The sequence below is a fragment of the Solibacillus cecembensis genome, from assembly GCF_050272495.1.
Taxonomy (GTDB): domain Bacteria; phylum Bacillota; class Bacilli; order Bacillales_A; family Planococcaceae; genus Solibacillus; species Solibacillus cecembensis.
On record NZ_JBNNMF010000002.1, the window covers coordinates 77,301 to 95,680 of the forward strand.

Annotated in this window: 9 protein-coding genes and 1 pseudogene; 5 read left to right on the top strand and 5 right to left on the bottom strand. The window is 37.7% G+C overall.

What is annotated here, in order from left to right; translation table 11 throughout:
• Positions 1 to 83 precede the first annotated feature (83 nt).
• Positions 84 to 788, top strand: coding sequence for a FadR/GntR family transcriptional regulator (locus tag ACQKIH_RS02205; RefSeq protein ID WP_427763200.1), 705 nt, complete (start codon positions 84 to 86; stop codon positions 786 to 788).
• Between the two features lie 628 nt (positions 789 to 1,416).
• On the opposite strand, the pseudogene ACQKIH_RS02210 reads toward ACQKIH_RS02205, so the two are convergent.
• The 4 genes and pseudogenes from ACQKIH_RS02210 to ACQKIH_RS02225 all read right to left on the bottom strand — a co-directional run bounded on the left by ACQKIH_RS02210 (position 1,417) and on the right by ACQKIH_RS02225 (position 8,669).
• Positions 1,417 to 2,812 (bottom strand): annotated as a pseudogene (locus ACQKIH_RS02210) (alkaline phosphatase).
• Between the two features lie 553 nt (positions 2,813 to 3,365).
• Positions 3,366 to 4,256 (bottom strand): stalk domain-containing protein, encoded by an 891-nt coding sequence (locus ACQKIH_RS02215; RefSeq protein ID WP_427763202.1) that lies wholly within the window; start codon positions 4,254 to 4,256, stop codon positions 3,366 to 3,368.
• 422 nt (positions 4,257 to 4,678) lie between these two features.
• Positions 4,679 to 5,143, bottom strand: a complete 465-nt coding sequence (locus tag ACQKIH_RS02220; protein ID WP_427763203.1) for a JAB domain-containing protein — start codon at positions 5,141 to 5,143, stop codon at positions 4,679 to 4,681.
• Between the two features lie 271 nt (positions 5,144 to 5,414).
• Positions 5,415 to 8,669, bottom strand: a complete 3,255-nt coding sequence (locus tag ACQKIH_RS02225; protein WP_427763204.1) for an S-layer homology domain-containing protein — start codon at positions 8,667 to 8,669, stop codon at positions 5,415 to 5,417.
• 1,013 nt (positions 8,670 to 9,682) lie between these two features.
• Between ACQKIH_RS02225 and ACQKIH_RS02230 the strand changes: the two genes are divergently transcribed.
• The 3 genes from ACQKIH_RS02230 to csaB are packed head-to-tail and all read left to right on the top strand — an operon-like array spanning position 9,683 to position 14,993.
• Positions 9,683 to 10,414 (top strand): WecB/TagA/CpsF family glycosyltransferase, encoded by a 732-nt coding sequence (locus tag ACQKIH_RS02230; RefSeq protein WP_427763206.1) that lies wholly within the window; start codon positions 9,683 to 9,685, stop codon positions 10,412 to 10,414.
• 5 nt (positions 10,415 to 10,419) lie between these two features.
• Positions 10,420 to 13,917, top strand: coding sequence for a DUF5693 family protein (locus ACQKIH_RS02235; RefSeq protein ID WP_427763207.1), 3,498 nt, complete (start codon positions 10,420 to 10,422; stop codon positions 13,915 to 13,917).
• On the top strand, positions 13,917 to 14,993 hold the full coding sequence (gene csaB / locus ACQKIH_RS02240; RefSeq protein ID WP_427763208.1) for a polysaccharide pyruvyl transferase CsaB: 1,077 nt from the start codon (positions 13,917 to 13,919) through the stop codon (positions 14,991 to 14,993). Before ACQKIH_RS02235 ends, csaB begins: the two co-directional genes overlap by 1 nt.
• 844 nt (positions 14,994 to 15,837) lie before the next feature.
• On the opposite strand, the gene ACQKIH_RS02245 is transcribed toward csaB, so the two are convergent.
• Complete coding sequence (locus ACQKIH_RS02245) at positions 15,838 to 16,317, bottom strand: IDEAL domain-containing protein (RefSeq protein WP_427763209.1); 480 nt, start codon at positions 16,315 to 16,317, stop codon at positions 15,838 to 15,840.
• Positions 16,318 to 16,793: 476 nt separating this feature from the next.
• Here ACQKIH_RS02245 and ACQKIH_RS02250 point away from each other — a divergent pair, with 476 nt between their 5' ends.
• On the top strand, positions 16,794 to 18,368 hold the full coding sequence (locus tag ACQKIH_RS02250; RefSeq protein WP_427763211.1) for an SWIM zinc finger family protein: 1,575 nt from the start codon (positions 16,794 to 16,796) through the stop codon (positions 18,366 to 18,368).
• The last annotated feature ends 12 nt before the right edge of the window (positions 18,369 to 18,380 follow it).

Here is an 18,380-nt window from a genome sequence, read left to right on the forward strand (position 1 = left end):
GACAAAGCCTCTCATTTCTACTATTATTTCCGTGTTATAATAGTAGAAATTGAAGGGCTTTTATAATAAAAGGAGAATCCGCGATGATCGTTAGAAAACGTGTATCTGATCAAGTTATAGAAGAAATTAAAAATAAAATACAATCTGGCGAGTTCCCAATCGACTCAAAGCTCCCGTCAGAAAATGAATTAGCCAAAATGTTTAATGTGAGTCGGGTCCCAATACGTGAAGCGTTGAGTGCATTATCTTCTCATGGAATCATCGAATCCATCCATGGTGGTGGGAGTTGGGTTCGACCTAAGCCTTTTGAAAAGCTCATCGATCAATCTTTAATCGATGTTATCTCATCCAAACAAATTATCGATTTGCTGGAAATGAGAATCATCCTTGAAACAAAAGCAACCTTTTTAGCAGCACAACGGCATGATGATAATGACTTACAAAAAATGGAGCAATCGCAAGAAGTACTTCTGAAGGAGCTCGAACAAACAAGCGAAATTAACAATGAATCCGAGTTCCTTTTTCATCAAGCAATCGTTCATGCTACCAAAAATGAAGTGCTAATTCGGACATTAGAAAATTTGTTTGATTTATACAATCGAGCATTAAAAGCCTCACTACCTACCAATTCAATGATAGCAGGTAGCAATAAACAAGTTTACGAAGAACACCAAGCTATTTTAAAGGCTATTTCACTTCGAGATGCTGAAGGAGCAGAAGCAGCAATGTTTCAGCATTTATCCAACAACTTAGAAATGCTACAAGCTAGGTATGCTAAATTTAATTAGCATTCGATTGAATTGCTTAAGTAATGTTGAACTACGCCAGCTTTTATAATTGGGCGTAGTTCAGACATTCTTTCAAGTGGCTGTATTGTTTATGCACCCGCTACTCGGTATTCGTATTTATAACCGTTTAATGATTTCTGTTACTTCTTCAAGGGAATAGCCGATCAATAACGCTAACGCATCTAATTCAATTCCCTTTCTCCCACACGCATTGAATGCTTCCAGTAAATTTTCCATCTCTCATCGATTAGTCCAAGCAGCAATAACCAGCGCTCTAAATCGGATTCACTATAAGAAGAATTCAAAGCAATACGCGCAAATGGCAAAAAACGCATATGAACAAGTGATGCCTGGAAAGAGAGAGACAACGATTAAGTATGAGAATTAATAAAAATAATCTGACTTTATAGCCCGCTGTCTAAATTTTTTAGATGATTGGCTATTTTTTTGTACTATATATTTGAATGCATTGTTCGCGTAGTTGATCTACCGTATTTAGTTGAAAATGCATAAAGAAAAGCCCCATTCAAGATTTATTTCTCTCACATAGGACTTCCTCCATGCCAACTACATACAATGTATTTTCATTAATTGTAGTTTATTGTTTGCGCACCCGGTGCATAAAATTCTAATGCTTGTCTTCACTTGGACTGCCCAAGTTTAAAAGTTCAAATAAAATTTTAGCATGATCCGTGTTATCCTTTAATCCCGCAAAACGTTCTTTCAATGGACCAAATGCATAAACAGGTACGTCTTCACCTGTATGTCCGCCTGTCGTCCAACCAGTAAATGAATGTTTATCGAATATGGCTTTGATCGCCGTTTCGATATCAGCTGCTTTTTCCCCAGCAGCTTTTACAGTAGCAATTTCTTCCGCTGTTAATGGTAAAAGCGTTTGATCAATATACATTTTTAATGTATTTTCAACATCGGCACCACCCGCTATTATTCCAGTAAGAAACTCAGGTGTTCGCTTAGCTGCCTTGATCGCATATGTGGACCAATCATAGCTTCCGTTAGCCCCAATCGAAAATCCACCTGTTGAATGGTCTGCTGTTGTAATAACTAATGTTTGTCCATCTTTTTCAGCAAAATCAATCGCGGCTTTAAATGCTTTTTCAAAGTCTTCCATTTCACTCATCGTACCTACAACATCATTCGCGTGGCCAGCCCAGTCAATTTGACTACCTTCTACCATAAGGAAGAAACCATTATCGTTTTTTACTTAGACGATCAATCGCTGTAGTTGTCATATCCGCCAGTGATGAGACTTCATCTGTACGATCAATCATTTTAGGCAGTCCACCATCTGCTAATAAACAGACTACTTGATCGTTGCTATCTTTTAACAAATCTTCTTTCGTTGTCACGTAACTAAAACCATCCTGTTTGAAAGAGTCCGTTAAATTAACATCCGAACGAACAAAATTCGATTTCCCCCCACCAAGTAGTACGTCAATTGTATGTTTATCGTTAATGCATTCATAGTAGTAGTCGTCTGCAATTGCGTCCATGTTTTTTCGGCTTTCATTGTGAGCACCGAATGCAGCAGGTGTGGCATGTGTAATTTCAGAAGTTGCGACAAGACCTGTTGATTTTCCAGCTTCCTTAGCCGCTTCTAAAACTGTTTTGACACGAGATTTGTCATTATCAACCGCGATTGCATTGTTAAATGTTTTAATACCAGATGACATAGCTGTTGCTGCAGATGCCGAATCTGTAATGGATTCCTTTTCATCTTCTGGGTATGTCATTTGCTGACCGACCAAATACTTATCGAATTCTGTTCATTCAACAATAGGCGTTGATGGATTATCTTTGAAATAACGGTAGGCAGATGTATATGAAACCCCCATACCATCACCAATTAAGAAAATGACATTTTTCACTTCGGACTGATTATTCGAAGTTGTTTCTTGAGCCTGTACGATCAGCTGAGAACCTGGACCGATTAAACTTCCGAACAATACCGTTGAAAGAACAGCGAAAGGTAAAGCTTCTTTAAAAATCTTCTTTTTAAACATGAAACAAACTCCAAAAAGTTTATTTTATAATGAAAACTATAAAGCGAGATTGTTAGTGCCATATAAAAGCCGTGTAAATTTTTGTTAATCTCAACGATTTATGCACACGACTTAAGTCGAATGATTCGGCTGAATTCCATTTTCGCCTGCCGCTCATCACCGTTCATTCCTTCATATAAAGATAATCCACAATGCCAAAATTTATAGTTTCCTTAACAACAAAAAAAGCCCGATGCAAGATTAACTCTCACATAGGACTTCCCCAAGCTCTAATAGCGCTCAATAGATTAACAAAGTTGTGGGAGCTTTACCATATCGGTTGGATTCGATAACTGAATTTCAATTCGGGAGTAGGTTTGAAGGGGGTCATGTAGGCTTATTTTGAGCATAATCGGATTTTTGAGGTAAATCAAACTAATTATTGAAAATGACTTTTAACCATCAAAAAAAGCTCTTCACAGCTATTCATAGCCATGAAGAACTTTCTTTGTATTTTTATGAATTGTAGTGTATTGTCTGGATTGCTTGTGCACCCGGTGCATGTAACATTACATTAGTATTTAGAAACACTCATTGAATTTCTGCTATCATTATAGAATGCACCTATTGCTTTATTCTCGTAAACATCAAATACATTACCTGAGATTTCAGCATTTCTGTCATAATACCAAATATCACGCGCAATGCCATTTACATAATTCGTTAAATCTTCTTTTTTCAAGTTCTTCCAATTATTAAAGTCAGTATTATCTCTTAAATTAACTTCAATTTGAACATTAATACCACGTCTTTCCTCTTTTAGAACGATATAAGCATTCAAATCCTTTAAAAATCGATGATCTCGATTCAATTGTTTTTCTATTTCTTTTAGAGTAGTATTCGAATTGAAATTATTATTTTTCTCTAATTCTGCAATTCTAGCATCTTTTACTTTAATTGCATTTTCTAATTCAAGGATTTTAGCGTCTTTCGTTTTGCCTGTGTTTTCTAACTCAGCAACTTTAGTATCTTTCGTTTTGACTAAGTTATCTAGTTCCGTGATTTTAGTATCTTTGGTTTTAATTGAAAGTTCTAATTCAGAAATTTTAGCATCCCTTGTTTTAATATATCTTTCTAAATTAGCAATTTCATTTTTAGATTCATTTGGATCAACATTATCTGTAATAAAAATAGATTTAGTCAGTCCATCCCAAAGAACAGTTTTGTTAAGTACAGTTGACAAAGAACGTACAGGTAAATACGTCGTTCCATTAATAACGATTGGCGCAACATCACTACCAGGCACTAAAAGACCATTATTTAAAATTTTAATTTGTGGGTTAACTTCAACTTTTTTCGTTACTTCAGCAGCTTCCGATACACCCGTTTGTGAAAATACTAAAAGACTAGCAATAATCGTTGAAGCAAGACCCTTACTAACTTTCCCAAGTAATTTATTATCCACGTTTTATCACTCCTACTCTACTTTATAAAGTCTATTATACACTCAAATTGGGGTATTTGGTATATTTTATAGGTTCAGAATGGCGTAATTTTAATATTATCAAAAGGTTATTGGATTTTCTTCATGACGCAGAGGATACTATTGCCAATTTTGCATAATAATCTAGAATTAAAAGCCGAATATGAGTCTGAGAATTAGGTAAAAAAAGCCCCCTGCAAGATTATTTAACTCTCACATAGGACTTCCCTCATTCTAACCACATTCAATGTATTTCCATAAATTGTATTGTATTGCTAGAATTGTTTGTGCGCCCGGTGTACGAAATTGTCATAGCCTACTTCACTAAGCGGAACATAGATACCGTACTTTTCCATCATCACTTCTGCTAATCGTTTGAATGCGTTCAAGTTTCATCATCTCCTTTACATGTAGCCTGCTTCTTTTAGTGAGCGGAATGAATTAGATGCTAAAATCAAATGATCCATTACATCAATACCAAGTAATTTACCTGCTTCAACCAATCTCTCGGTCACATCAATATCTTCTGGACTTGGTGTTGTATCATTCGATGGGTGATTGTGAGCAACTACACAACACGCACAATTCGCTAAAATTAAAGATTTCATGACTTCTCTAGGATGAACAATCGATGCATTGATTGAGCCTGTGTGCACCACTTGCAAAAGTTGTGGTTCATTCTTTGTCGACAACCCAAGCACCACAAACTTTTCTCTGTCACTGTCTCCGATGAAATCTCGAATGATGTTTGCTGCATCCTCTGGTGATCGAACACGTCTTCCCTCGAACATCTGTGAACCCTTTCTCTCCAGCACCACATCCACTAACTGAATCCTCTTTGCAGGTACTTCCATTTGCTTCTCCTCCATGTGAACTCCTCCTTGAAAATAAAAAATAGCCATTCACTCCATTTGGAATGAAAGGCATTAATTCATTGCTTCATAATTATATTAACTATTTGAAAGTCGAGTTGTTACGGCTCTAGATATGATCGTAGGCTTGGGAGTAAAAAAGAAAAGCCCATTGCAAGATTTCTCTCGCAAAGGACTCTTCCCTCTAACCGCACTCAATTTATTTTCATAAATTGTAGTGGATTGTTAGAGTTTTTGTGCAATTAGTGCATACTACTAAATAATAATATTATTTAATAGTAACGCCTGCGTTAACTGTAATTGTATTACCTGTTTTATCAGTAACTGTGAATGTAGTTACAGGAGTAGTAGCAGAAATACCAGTACCAGCAAACTTAACAACTACAGATTTCTTATCTGAGCTAATAGAAGCTACAGTACCGTTTGTAGTATTAACTACAACTTTATCGCCAGTAGCAACGTTAAATGCTGAAGTGAATGTAAACGTAACTTGTTGATCAATACCCGCTACACCAGTTGTGCTCGTAGTTTCAACACCATTTACACTATACTTGAATGTAGTATTTTTTGTATCTGATAATTCTAGAGTAGTACCATTAACTACTGCAGTAACTTTTACATTTTGATGTGCATTAATCTTGTAAGCTAAATCTGCTGCATCTTTAAATACTAATGCTTCAGATGCTGTTGCACCACCATGATAAGTAAATGTAACGCCATCTACTTTTACTGTGTTGCCATATACAGAACCAGTAACTACTAAAGCAGTATCAATAGTTGCTGTAGCAGGAGTTGTTACATTACCAGTTGTAGTAATTGTAGCACCAGTTAAAGCAGTAATATAGCTATCTACAAGTACTTTATCAGTAGCTAGACCATTACGAAGTGCACGTACAATTTTAAATGTTACATTACCTTCTGAATCTTTACTATATTGTACTTCAACACCAGTATCATATTTCTGTAATTCAGTGATAAAACCATCTAAATCAGGAATATTAGTGTTATTTTCAGTTACAAACTTAGCATCTTTAAGTGAAATAGCTTTTTTGCCTTTAAATGTTAAAGTTTTAGCTTTAGTATCAACAGAAACTACTTGACCAATGTAACCGTTAGCTACTTCAGTTGATGCAGTGAATGTTGCTGTTGCTTCTTTAGCAGTAAATGCAAAGTCTTTAGCATCTGCTGGGTTTTTAGCAACACCAGTAGCAACTACGCGTACAGATGAAGTTTTTCCATCAACAGAGTTCACTTTTAATTCAGGTAAATCTAACTCACCTGTGAATGATAATGTGATGCTACGGTTTGGAGAAACTGTTTTAACACCAGATTTCGTAGCTACTTCAATATCATTTGAACCTGTATTGAATACAGTGTAAGAAACTGATTTAATTTCAGAAGTAATAACTTTATCACTTTGGTTTACTAATTCTGCTTTGAATGTTGCTACTGCAGCATCCTCAAATTTAGCTAATTTTTTACCGTCTTTATCGTAAGACTTAACTGATGCTCCATCAAGGTAAGCTTCTTGGAAGTAAGAAATTGGTGCAACCGTTTTTGGTTCGCCTTCATCTAATTTACCTTGCTTAGCATCTGATGTATTAATATCAATCCAAGCCACTGGTGTTGCATAATCATTTTTTAAATCAGAAGAGATAACAAATGTTGCTTCACCTTTATCATTTGTTTTTACAGAAATTTGATCTTCTGTCATACCGTCTTTAGCAGTTTGTGGGTAATATACTTCATCATCAGCATTAACGAATTTAGCTTGAGTATTCGTTGAGATTACGCGGTCTAAATTTTCGTTTAATGCAACATTTACGATTTCGTTTTTAGCAACTTTACCGTCTTTATCTTTAACGATAACTTTGTATTCACGACCGTTTTTAGCACCCATTGCAGCTACTTCTCCACCTTCACGAGTTAACTCGATCTTGTAGTCAGCTTGAACAGCGCCGAATGTTACTTTAGCAGTTGTTGCTTGTAAAGCAGATGCTTTATAAGTTTTTTCTTCGTCACGAACAGGGTTTTCTGCAAATACTACTGGAGTTACAGCTGTATTTACACCAGATACTGTAAATGTTGCTTCACCTTTAGAGTCTGTAGTAATTGTAGCTGCTTGTGGTTTAGTATTGTTGTTTAATTGTGCAGCTTTTACACCATTAACTGTTGCGTTTGCTAATTTATCAGAAGTAACGTTCATGTTTTCTAAGAAACCAACGTTAAATGTTTTGTTAGCAACTGCTTTACCAGTTTCTGGGTCTTTGTAAGTCACTTTATAAGTTTTGTTAGCACCGTTGTTAACTGTAGCGCCAGTAGTTACTTCTGTAATAGCAAGGATTGTATCAACACCCCAGAATACATAACCGATAGCAAACTTAGAACGATCTCCAGTTGCATAAGTAGTTACTGTATCTGTAGTTACACCATAACGAGTGTAAGTGTAAGTTGCAATACCTTCAGCGTTAGTGATTGCTTCACCAACTTCTGTTGATTTTACAGCATCGTTAGTATTACCTGGGATAGAGAATGTTACTGGAATGCCAGCTTTAGATGCACCTTCAGCAACTGTTACTTTTGCTTGTACAGAAACTTGTTGACCAAGTTTACCTTGTACTGAAGAAGATACTAATTCTACTTTAGTTGGAACTACAGCAGATACACCTTTGAATGTACCAACAGCTTCACCGTCAACTGTTACTGTGTAAGTTACGTCAGCAGTTTGAGCTGAAGTAGTTAATACTACAGTCTTTTTGTCTGATTGTTTAACAACAGCGTTTGAAACTGTTAAACCTTCGATAGCGAAGTCTAATGCTTTCACATCAGCAACAGCATCTTCAAAAGTTACTTCAACAGTAGTATTGTTAATAGCTTTAACTGAACCAGAAACTGTTTCTTCAGTTGTTTCAAGAGCTTCAGTACGGAAGTACATTACAGCGAATTCTTGACGAGAGATAGATGCGTTTGGCTTTAAGTTACCGCCGTCACCTTTCATTACTTCGTTAGCTACAGCGATTTCTAAAGCTTCTTGAGCCCAAGATTTAACGCTAGCGCTATCTTTGAATTGAGAAAGGTCAGCTGAACCTTCTAAACCGAAAGCATCAACAAGGATGATTGCCGCTTCAGAACGAGTTAAGTTACCAGATGGATTGAATTTGCCAGCGCCTTGACCTTGGAAAATTCCGTTGCTTACTGCAGCGTCGATTGCATTGTAGAACCATGCAGATTTGTTAACGTCGTTGAAGCTAGTAGAACCAGAACCTTCTAAGCCTAAAGCGTTAGTTAAGATTGTAGCTGCTTCTGCACGAGTTACGTTGTTTTTAGGATTAAAGTTACCTTTTTGGTCTCCTTTAATAACTCCACGATCGTTTAAATCTTGTACCGCTTCTTGAGCGAATTGTGAAATTGAATTAAAGTCATTAATTTGAGCAGCTGATGCTACTGGTACGATTGCAGATGCTACTAATGCAGCAGTTGCAGATGTCGCGATAAACTTACGACTCTTGTTTGATTTTGTCATTTAATTTTTTCCTCCTAAATTACCTTTTATCCAGCTTAATACCAGCTTCTCACAATATAAAAGAATACTGTTTTTCGCTACTTATTAAACATAGCACACAAAGGTTTTTTCTAAATGCTCCTAAACTAACTACTAAGGTTTCAGTTTAGTACATTTATTTACTTCTATAATATACCATCTATCATTTTGGAACACAAGGAGATATTTGAGATATTTGAGATAATTTACAGCTTATTATCTTCCCCCTTTTAACAAGGCATGAAACATCTTCCTCAATTCCTTGCATCCTTTGGCAAATGTTAGATGCGTAACAATCTTATCCTATGTTGAAATATATAGCAATATACATGCATAGCAACCAATTAGCCCAAACAACCCTTATTACTAGAAAATATACCCTTCCCTTTCTATTTCTAGTGAATTAATTCTAGTTCTTGATTCGATAGAGAGTTGCGCTCAAATGCCCCTTCTACCTACTTCCATAAGAGTTATCGGCAGTTTATGCGTTTTTTCGATACAAGCCTACAATTTAATATGTGTCTATATTGTGACAAATCAAAAAGTGGTTATTCGCACTGAATAATGCATTTTCGCCATATTAATTCAGCAACTACATTTAACCTATTATAGATATACCTTCCATCGAAGTTGTATTTAGCTTTCATTGCTCCCTTCTATAAATTCGAACGCTTTTAAATATGAATGAACTTTTTCCGTAACGATACGTCAAAGCATTGACTGTATGCTCCTCGACTCCGATTGAAAATCTGTGCTATCTAACTTGATTCAGCTTAGGTTAAACCCGTACGGAATTAAATGCATATTCGATAGTCGTCCTCACAGATAGAAGTGCAAGACTTATGCTTAAGCAAGTTAACTTTCTAGAATACTTTTGTGGTATGATAAATGGCAGTAAAACGCAATGGACTTGCTTCATTTAAAATGGTGAAACTCTAGCCAAGTGTTAGCCGTGGCGTAATGGATATTAAAATAGAAAGGTTGTCATAACAATTATGAAACATGTAAAGATTATGGGTGTTCCCTTCTTACATATAGATCAGCAAAACTTTATTGAGCTATTGGCAGACCGTGTTGAACAAAAAGAAAAAACATTTGTTATTACCGCAAACCCTGAAATTGTCATGCGGGCAAATGAAGAACCCAAATTAAAAAACTATATTAATGAAGCAACGTATATTTGTGCGGATGGAATTGGTGTCGTAAAAGCCGCGAAAATCTTAGGCGAGGACTTGCCAGGACGTGTCACTGGGTATGACACAATGATTGGTCTGTTAAACATCGGGCAACAAAAGCGCTTCAAAGTGTATTTATTAGGAGCGCAAAAAGAAACGCTCAAAAAAACGGTAGCCAATATTGAAGCACAATATCCGAATGTAGAAATTGTCGGGCATCATGATGGCTTCTTTGATTGGAACAATAACACAATTGCCGAGGAGGCTGCCGCGCTCGAGCCCGATTTAATTTTTATCGCACTCGGTGTACCGCGCCAAGAGCAATGGATTTCTGAAAACATTGGGAAATTTTCACATGGTGTGTTCATAGGTATTGGCGGTTCCTTCGACGTCATTGCCGGAACGGTAAAACGCGCGCCTGTTATTTGGCAAAAGTTAAATTTAGAATGGCTTTATCGTTTATTAAAACAACCAAGCCGTTGGAAGCGTATGCTCGTACTTCCACAATTTGCGCTGAAAGTATTTTCAATGAAGCGTAAAGGGAAGGTATAAATGCGATGAGTCAATCTACGTTAGTTAAGAGTACCGTCATCCTCACGATTGCGACGCTACTTTCTAAAATTTTAGGTAGTATATTCCGCGTCCCTTTGCAAAATATTGCGGGGGATGAGGTACTTGGTATATTTACCGCTGTGTACCCTGTTTACATGGTTGCACTTTATTTATCCGTAGCTGGGATTCCACTAGCAATTTCCAAACTGATTGCGGAAGCTAATGCGCGTAAAACACCGCAGCAAATAAAGAAAATTTATATGACGGCGAGTATTTTGGCCATTTGCTTCGGACTTTTTAGCTTTACGATTATTTTTAGCTTCTCTAACATACTTGCGCAGGCACTCGGTGGACCGTCTACTCGCTTTGCATTAATTATTGTGGCGCTTACTTTATTAGTTGCCCCTTATATGGCGGTTTACCGTGGCTTTTTCCAAGGTTATGGAGATATGCGCCCTACTGCCATTTCACAAGTAGTCGAGCAGCTCGTTCGTGCCGTACTGATTATCGTTGCAGCTTATGTTCTTGTGAAAATGGACTACTCAACAGAAATTATTGCTGGTGGCGTGATGATTGGCTCAGTATTCGGTGCACTTGTTTCACTCGTTTACTTGCGCCTTAAATATCATCGCTCACCGGTTAAGGTCGTTAGTAAAGAAAAATATGAAGCAAAGGATTTCTCAAAATGGAGTGGCATCATTTTAAAAATTTCGATTCCAATTGCGATTGGTTCGATTACGATGGCGTTGTTTAATTTTGTTGATTCCTTTACGATTGCTTATTCTTTACGACAAATTGGTGTAGAGGCACAACAGGAAATTATTTATTTATTCGGGCTTTATGGACGTGGTGCGACGTTAGTGCAAATTACAACCGTTTTTGCTTCTTCCATCATTTTGCCGCTCGTGCCATTTATTACGACAAAGCTTGCGCAAAAGGATCTTATTGGGACGCGCGCTGTCATTGAACAAACGTACCGCATGACGCACCTTATTACATGGCCTGCTGCGATGGGTTTACTGGCAATCACTTTACCATTAAATTTAGCACTTTATACAAACATAGAAGGTAGCTCGATGTTGGCGATTATTAATGCGAGTGCGGTATTTACTTCACTGACATTAGTAAGTACAGGTGTGCTACAAGGAATGAATTTAGCACGGTTAGGCGCATTCATTATTGTGGGGGGCGTCTTGCTGAAAATTGTGTTAAATATTGTGTTCATTCAGCTTTACGGCTTAGATGGTGCTGCTTGGTCAACATTAGTCGTTTACCTTGTCGTATTTATCGTCAATACCGTGTTCTTACTACGTGCCATACGCTTTACTGCTTTCAATTGGAGCACAATAAAAATTATACTTTCTTCTATTTTAATGGGTGCTGTAGTTGGACTTCCTACGTTGCTACTTGATGTGGCAAGCTGGGGACGACTTTTAGCACTTGGCTATGTATTCGTCGCAATGGCTGTTGGCGGTGTCGTGTATTTCGGACTGCTATGGCTAACAGGAGCAATTCATCCAGAAGATTTACGTAAAATTCCTGTGATCGGAAAAAAACTTCAATTACCAGAAAGAAAGAGGAATACGATGAAATTAAAACGCACTTGGCTATGGGCAATCATTGTCCTATTACTGCTTGCCTCTTCCACAGGGTTAATCAATCGTTGGAAAGCAGAACAAAGTAATAAAAACTATGAAATTATTATTCCGTATGATGAAATTTTAACAACTTCTACTGAAAGCGACTTATCGGTGGATGAAATACTTGCAACATTAAAAGAAGCCGGATTAACGACAGTTAGTTTGAGTCCTCTTCATCTGAGAGATTTAGAAAACCAAAATATTATTACGCTTTTTAAAGAAAGTAATTTAGCGGCACAACTACGCTTTACCCCTTATCGTGATGCGATTGATGTGACGGAGCCTGGATATTATATTTCTGTTCCTGAGGATCCTTATTATCAGCAGTTAATTACGGACAATATCGAGGTAGAAAATGTAATGATTGGCGATGAGCCGTTCTACTTCCTTGCTCGTTCAAATGAAGATTACGATATTGATACACCGATTGGCTATGATGAAATGGCACTTGAAGCGATTCAAGCACAAGGTTTACTCCATGTATTCCGCGTGACAAACGCTCAAAGTGAAGTTGTGAACAACAAAATCGTTCAGCAATTAGTAGATATGAAATCAGATAATACATCTAGACTACTTGGTTCTGGCGCTGAAGTAATCGGCTTTGGACAAGAATCTCAAAGCAAGATGATCCAACAATTAAAAGAGGCGGATTATTCCTTCTATACAATTGAGGGTAATCCAATGATTGGTGAACAAACGCTTGCACGTCATACAAATTACGACTCGATTCGTCTACACAGTATCGATATTAACCGTGAAACGACATTAACTTTGCAGAAAATGGTGGATCGTACGGTTCGTGCAGTAAAAGAGCGTAATATTAAATCGATTTTCTACCATATTAAAACAACAGAAAATCCAACAGAAAACTTAGAGCTTGCTGTTGAGTACTTAACAGACGTACAAAAACGTATGCACGCTTCTTATCAATTAGGTACACCTGCTGCATTTGATAAAATCGATGTTCCTTCTTGGGCAACAGCAATGATTTTACTGGCAGGAACAATTTTTACGTATGTTATGTTTGGCTTGTTAAAATGCAATCCACTACGAATTTTAGCAACATTAGTTATGCTATTACTTGCCGTTGCTTATTTCTTACTTGATCGCTTGCTATTTATTCAATCGTTTGCCTTAATTATTGCTGTATTAACTCCGATTTATGCGGTCGTTCATACAGCACAAGGCTCAAGTAGTTTCGGTAAAATTACCGTTCAATATATGAAAGCCGTTGCGATTAGTGCGGTTGGTATCGCCATTGTGATCGGTTTATTAAATGGTAATGGCTTCGTTACAGGCTTTGAGGCATTCCGCGGGGTGAAGCTCGTTTACATTATACCAATTGCGGGTGTCAGCCTATTCGTCTTCATGATGATGACCAATATTTTTGAAAATGGCTATAAAAATGCCCTGCTCAACTCTGTAAAAATCGTCAATAAGGAAGTTCGTTACTGGCATTTACTGCTATTCGTCGTTGTTGCTGTCATCGGTTTATTCTACATTAGCCGTACAGGAAACGCAGGCTCAGTCAGCAATTTGGAATTAGTAATCCGTCAATGGCTGGAGGATGTTTTATACATTCGCCCGCGAACGAAGGAATTTTTAATCGGCTTCCCACTATTTATTGTCGCGCTTTATGCGATGAGTATTAATCGTAAATGGGGGAGCATCCTACTTGTACCGGGTGTTATTGGTTTCCTATCAATCATGAATACATTTACGCATTTACACATTCCACTTGGCGTTTCGGTATTGCGTACAGCGTATAGTGTTGTTTTCGGTTTAGTTATTGGATTTGTATTCATTTTCATCTTCAAGCTACTTCTTAAGGTAGCTAAAAAAGCAATTGCGAGGTGGTCTTAATGCATGTAGTGCTTTCTGGCTACTACGGCTTTGATAATGTTGGGGATGAGGCGATTTTATTTTCAATCGTCCATGCCCTTCGAAAATGGCAGCCTGATGTTAAAATTACGGTGCTTTCGAACAATCCAGCAAGCACCGCACAAACATATGGTGTCAATGCGGTCAATCGTTGGAAGCTAAAAAAAGTTTCACAAATGCTGAAACAAGCAGATGGACTCATTAGTGGTGGCGGTAGTTTAATGCAAGATCAAACGGGGATGAAGTCAATCCCCTACTATTGCGGCATTATCCGCATTGCGAAATTTCATAAAAAGCCGGTATTCGTTTATGCGCAAGGGATGGGCCCAATCAATCAAAAAATTAGTCAACTGCTTGTGAAAAATACGTTTAAAAAAGTGGATCAAATTACAGTCCGCGACGTGGCATCGAAACAACTTTTAGCGGACATTGGTATGAACAGTTCCGTGTCGATTGTGCCAGATCCTGTTATGGGGCTAGATGCAAAGACATTTCGTAGTGAATGGCTGGCAGGGCAAACTTTCGACAACGGCTATATTACGGTAAGTGTACGCGATTGGCCATCTGCTGTTCCGTTCAAGCAAAAGATTGCGGATAGCTTAGATTTACTTGCACGCGACGGGAAAACGATTGTATTTATTCCGATGCACGGCGATCATGATGAAAAATCATCTCATGAACTTGCCGCGCTGATGCAGGAAAAATGTATTATCGCACCTGGCAATCTTTCAATTGAGGAGAAAATCGCCGTGATTGGGCAATCTGATTTATTAATCGGGATGCGCCTGCACTCGTTAATCTTTTCTGCCATTCAAGCAACACCTTTTATCGCGCTTTCGTATGATCCGAAAATCGATGCGTTTGCGGATATTGCTAATCAACCGGTCATTGGTCATGTTGAAAAGGATGATTGGGATGGTACGCAGCTATTCGAACGTGCTGTTGACATGCTCGCGAATCTGCCATCTTTGGAGCAAGCTTTAAGCGAGCAAGTACAAACACTCCAAGCAGAAGCTAATGCTACTGCAAAATTAGCGTTGGAGACGTTTTTGAAGTAATTATTGGTTATTGATATGTAGTCCGCCGTTTCTCCCTAGTGGGAGAAACGGCGGATTTTTTGTGATTGTTTAATTGTTTTGGGGGTTATCCGTCGATTTCCGAATTTATCCGTCTACACATTCGTACAAAAATGAAGTCGTGTCACCTTAGAATTGCTTTTTAGATCTAAAAGCAATTAATTTCACATGAAAAATGACTGTTTTTTGACCCGAAACGCTATTATTTTTAGTGAAAAATCGTGATAAGTATGCCGAAAAAATGGACAAATCATTTTTTATTCAACGCACAGAAATGCCGTAGTTATAGGCAAGCAGCCACTTTGAAAAGCTTGCATCAAAATTTTTACCGTACAATTTTTTTTGCGTAAATTCGTGATTCAGCATATTTGATATACTACATATTTAAAAATAAGTGCTAACTTAGGTATTTAGTAAGCAAAAGGGGCGTTTGTCACTTATTTAAAATTAAGTTGTATAGCGATTTCGCCAAACGGCCCTAAATTGATTTGAAAAACGCACAAACTTTTTTGGCATCGTTGTCAAATCAACTGTTAGCAAAAAATAAGCAGCACGTTGTAATAGTTTAACGCATTTTTTTCGATGTAATAACACAAAAAATCACTGGAAATATGAAGTTTTTTTATGATTCTTGATTGATTTGAATCAAAAAAAATGGTGTGAATAGCTGCGTATCAATCTCCTTGCTCAGTGACTGCTATGCGTATTTTATTCAAAAAAACTGCTATTAGAGTGTAATCACACGCTTTTCTCACAAAAAAGCAGCCTAAACAGTTCCCTACTGTCGGCTACTTTTTTTAATATTTCAACATGAGTGGTGCAATATTCACGTTGCGAAACCTTTACTTAACTTTTGCTTCTCCATCATTAAGTGATAAAATAAATCTTCATCTCGAACAGCAAGTGCATCATCAATGAGTCGCTCTAAATTTTCCTCTTCCAGTGCATGAACAATGCTTTCGACCTCTTCATTGAGTTCGGCTTTTACTGTCGTTATCGCCGGCTGTACATTGACTGAGGCATTATCTAAAATCGGCATTAAATGCTCATGGACATTGGATACTAACAGCAACTGATATAACGGAAGGCGTATAAAACGATTGCCGCGCTGGAATACAAACACATCCGATAGATTTTCGATTTGCATTGTATTTAAATCAATGACCATTTCCTTCCCCTCAATGGGAATGAAGTGAAAAATCTCGTCGTCCTTTGTAATCGAAAAATATTGATAAGCAAATACTAAGCGCAATTTTGTACCTGCTACCTTCGTATAAAACGGCTTCATAAATTGAACATGAATCATAATTATCCCTCCTAACGATTAGAAAGACATATCCCGGTTAGACTAATGGGAATTGATGTCCTTACATATGTTGTTTTCGAATACAAAAGCCCTAACTTTTCCAGATTATTATATGCTTTTTTAATCATTTTCTTTACTTACTAATAGTTTCCCCATACATTTGACATTTCAAACTTCCAATTTCGGGTATTTTATCGGTTTTCAAATATTATCAATTACGCCTCGGCGTAATTGCGTCCAGATTTTTTTCGAGCTCGCTCGAAAAACTCCCCTAAAAAATCTGTGACATCCGCCGGGGCTTAACTTGATTCAGCAAGGGCTTAAATTCTGCTGAAACAAGTTAAAGAAAATTCATTTGTCAGCTTCTTCGTTTACGCTTTGTTTCGTTTCGTATTATAATGGAAGGAGTGCTTTTTTCTTTCGGACGCAATTATACCGAGATATATTTGATTTAGTGATTAGGTAGGAGTGATGAAATGGGTTTATCCATTGCTGAAGTAGCCCGAGATCATCGGGATTATATAACTGATACATTGCAATTTCACGAGCAACAATTGCACCCCTCGTCGACTGAGGATGAGGAGCTTGTAAGGCGGGCTGTCTTTTCTGTCCGCAATAAGGCGATTATTTTTGAGCGCTATATTCCATTTAGTGAAACGCTGTATAGTGTCGTTCAAGATGTGCGCCCTGCTGAAGTCACGATTGATTTTCGTCGTCAGCAAATTTCATGTAGCTGTCCGCAAAAAACGAGTTGCCGTCACCAGCTCGGCGTTATTTTGGCCCTGTCGCAATATTTTATTTCCGTACAAGACTGGGCAGGACAATGGCGGGCTAAAAAAACAGTTAAACTTGAATCATTAGCAAGTGCGCGCAGTCCCGAAAATTGGCAGCGCATGGTCGATGAAGTACTGCTTCACGCGCTAGATAATAAGCGACAAATTGAACCAATTTTAATTCCTTCTATATTTGAAAATGTACGACAGAAATTACGTCGTCATCGCCCATTTGAACGAGAATGGCAGCCCCTGTTTGATTTATTTATTGAGGTGGCTATGCTAAAGCGCTTATGGGAGTATCTAATCCGTATGAATTCGCCGATGCAGTCTGACTATTTCCTTTACTATTTGGATAAAGTATTCGGGCTGATTGATCATGCTGTTTCAGATGTACAGGCAGCTCGCCGATTATTTGCGACTGAGCCATTTTTTGATGCCATTCAACATCAAATTCGTGCACTTGTGCTTATTGAAAATGGTGCGCCACATCGTCGTTTAGCTTTGTACTTAAGCCTGTGGGAAAATTTATTTACTGACAAGAAGCAAATCCAAAAAGAGTTACAATTACTAGAAAGCTTGCCGAGTGGGACATCTGACATTGATTTAATGGCTTTAAGAAGCGCTTTTTACATTTTACAATCGGACGATGATCAACTGCAGCAAACTGTCCAAGCCATTAATCCAGCAAATCTTGAAACCTTTATTACGATTGCTCATTTCGCGCTAAAGAAGGAGCAACAACAAGGTGCAGAGCTCATTTTAAAGGCAGCGCTACCCTATTTAACGGAGTATATTCATCAACACTTAACACCGATGCGTCGTCAGCAGTTCACAAGATTGCTTGATTTATTATATTCACAAATCCATTTACATGAGCAGGAAGAACTCACCTTATTTTCTGCATACGGGAAATACGGTGTTCAAGCCTTTTCGAATTACTTACTCGCACAACAACGCTACCCGGATTGGGTCGCCCTGCATCAGCTATATCCTTCATCTATTTCATACTTGGATAGCTGCGGACTAAAGGATGTCGTTTCAAATGCGCCTGGTGTGACTTTACCGCTTTATCATTATTATGCGATGAATGAGATTCAGCAAAAATCGCGCATCAATTACAAGCAAGCTGTACGCATTTGGAGAGCAATGAAATCCGCTTCAAAAAAGGCGGACAAACTTGAGTTTTTTGAATCCTATATGCAGGAAATTCAACATCAACACAAACGTTTGCGTGCGCTTCAAGAAGAAATTGATAACAGCAATTTAATCGTTTAGATTTACAGTAAT

Coding starts and splice junctions, on each gene's coding strand:
- ACQKIH_RS02205 (WP_427763200.1), top strand. CDS start 84: ATGATCGTTAGAAAACGTGTATCTGATCAAGTTATAGAAGAAATTAAA.
- ACQKIH_RS02220 (WP_427763203.1), bottom strand. CDS start 5,143: ATGGAGGAGAAGCAAATGGAAGTACCTGCAAAGAGGATTCAGTTAGTG.
- ACQKIH_RS02225 (WP_427763204.1), bottom strand. CDS start 8,669: ATGACAAAATCAAACAAGAGTCGTAAGTTTATCGCGACATCTGCAACT.
- ACQKIH_RS02230 (WP_427763206.1), top strand. CDS start 9,683: ATGAAACATGTAAAGATTATGGGTGTTCCCTTCTTACATATAGATCAG.
- ACQKIH_RS02235 (WP_427763207.1), top strand. CDS start 10,420: ATGAGTCAATCTACGTTAGTTAAGAGTACCGTCATCCTCACGATTGCG.
- csaB (WP_427763208.1), top strand. CDS start 13,917: ATGCATGTAGTGCTTTCTGGCTACTACGGCTTTGATAATGTTGGGGAT.
- ACQKIH_RS02245 (WP_427763209.1), bottom strand. CDS start 16,317: ATGATTCATGTTCAATTTATGAAGCCGTTTTATACGAAGGTAGCAGGT.
- ACQKIH_RS02250 (WP_427763211.1), top strand. CDS start 16,794: ATGGGTTTATCCATTGCTGAAGTAGCCCGAGATCATCGGGATTATATA.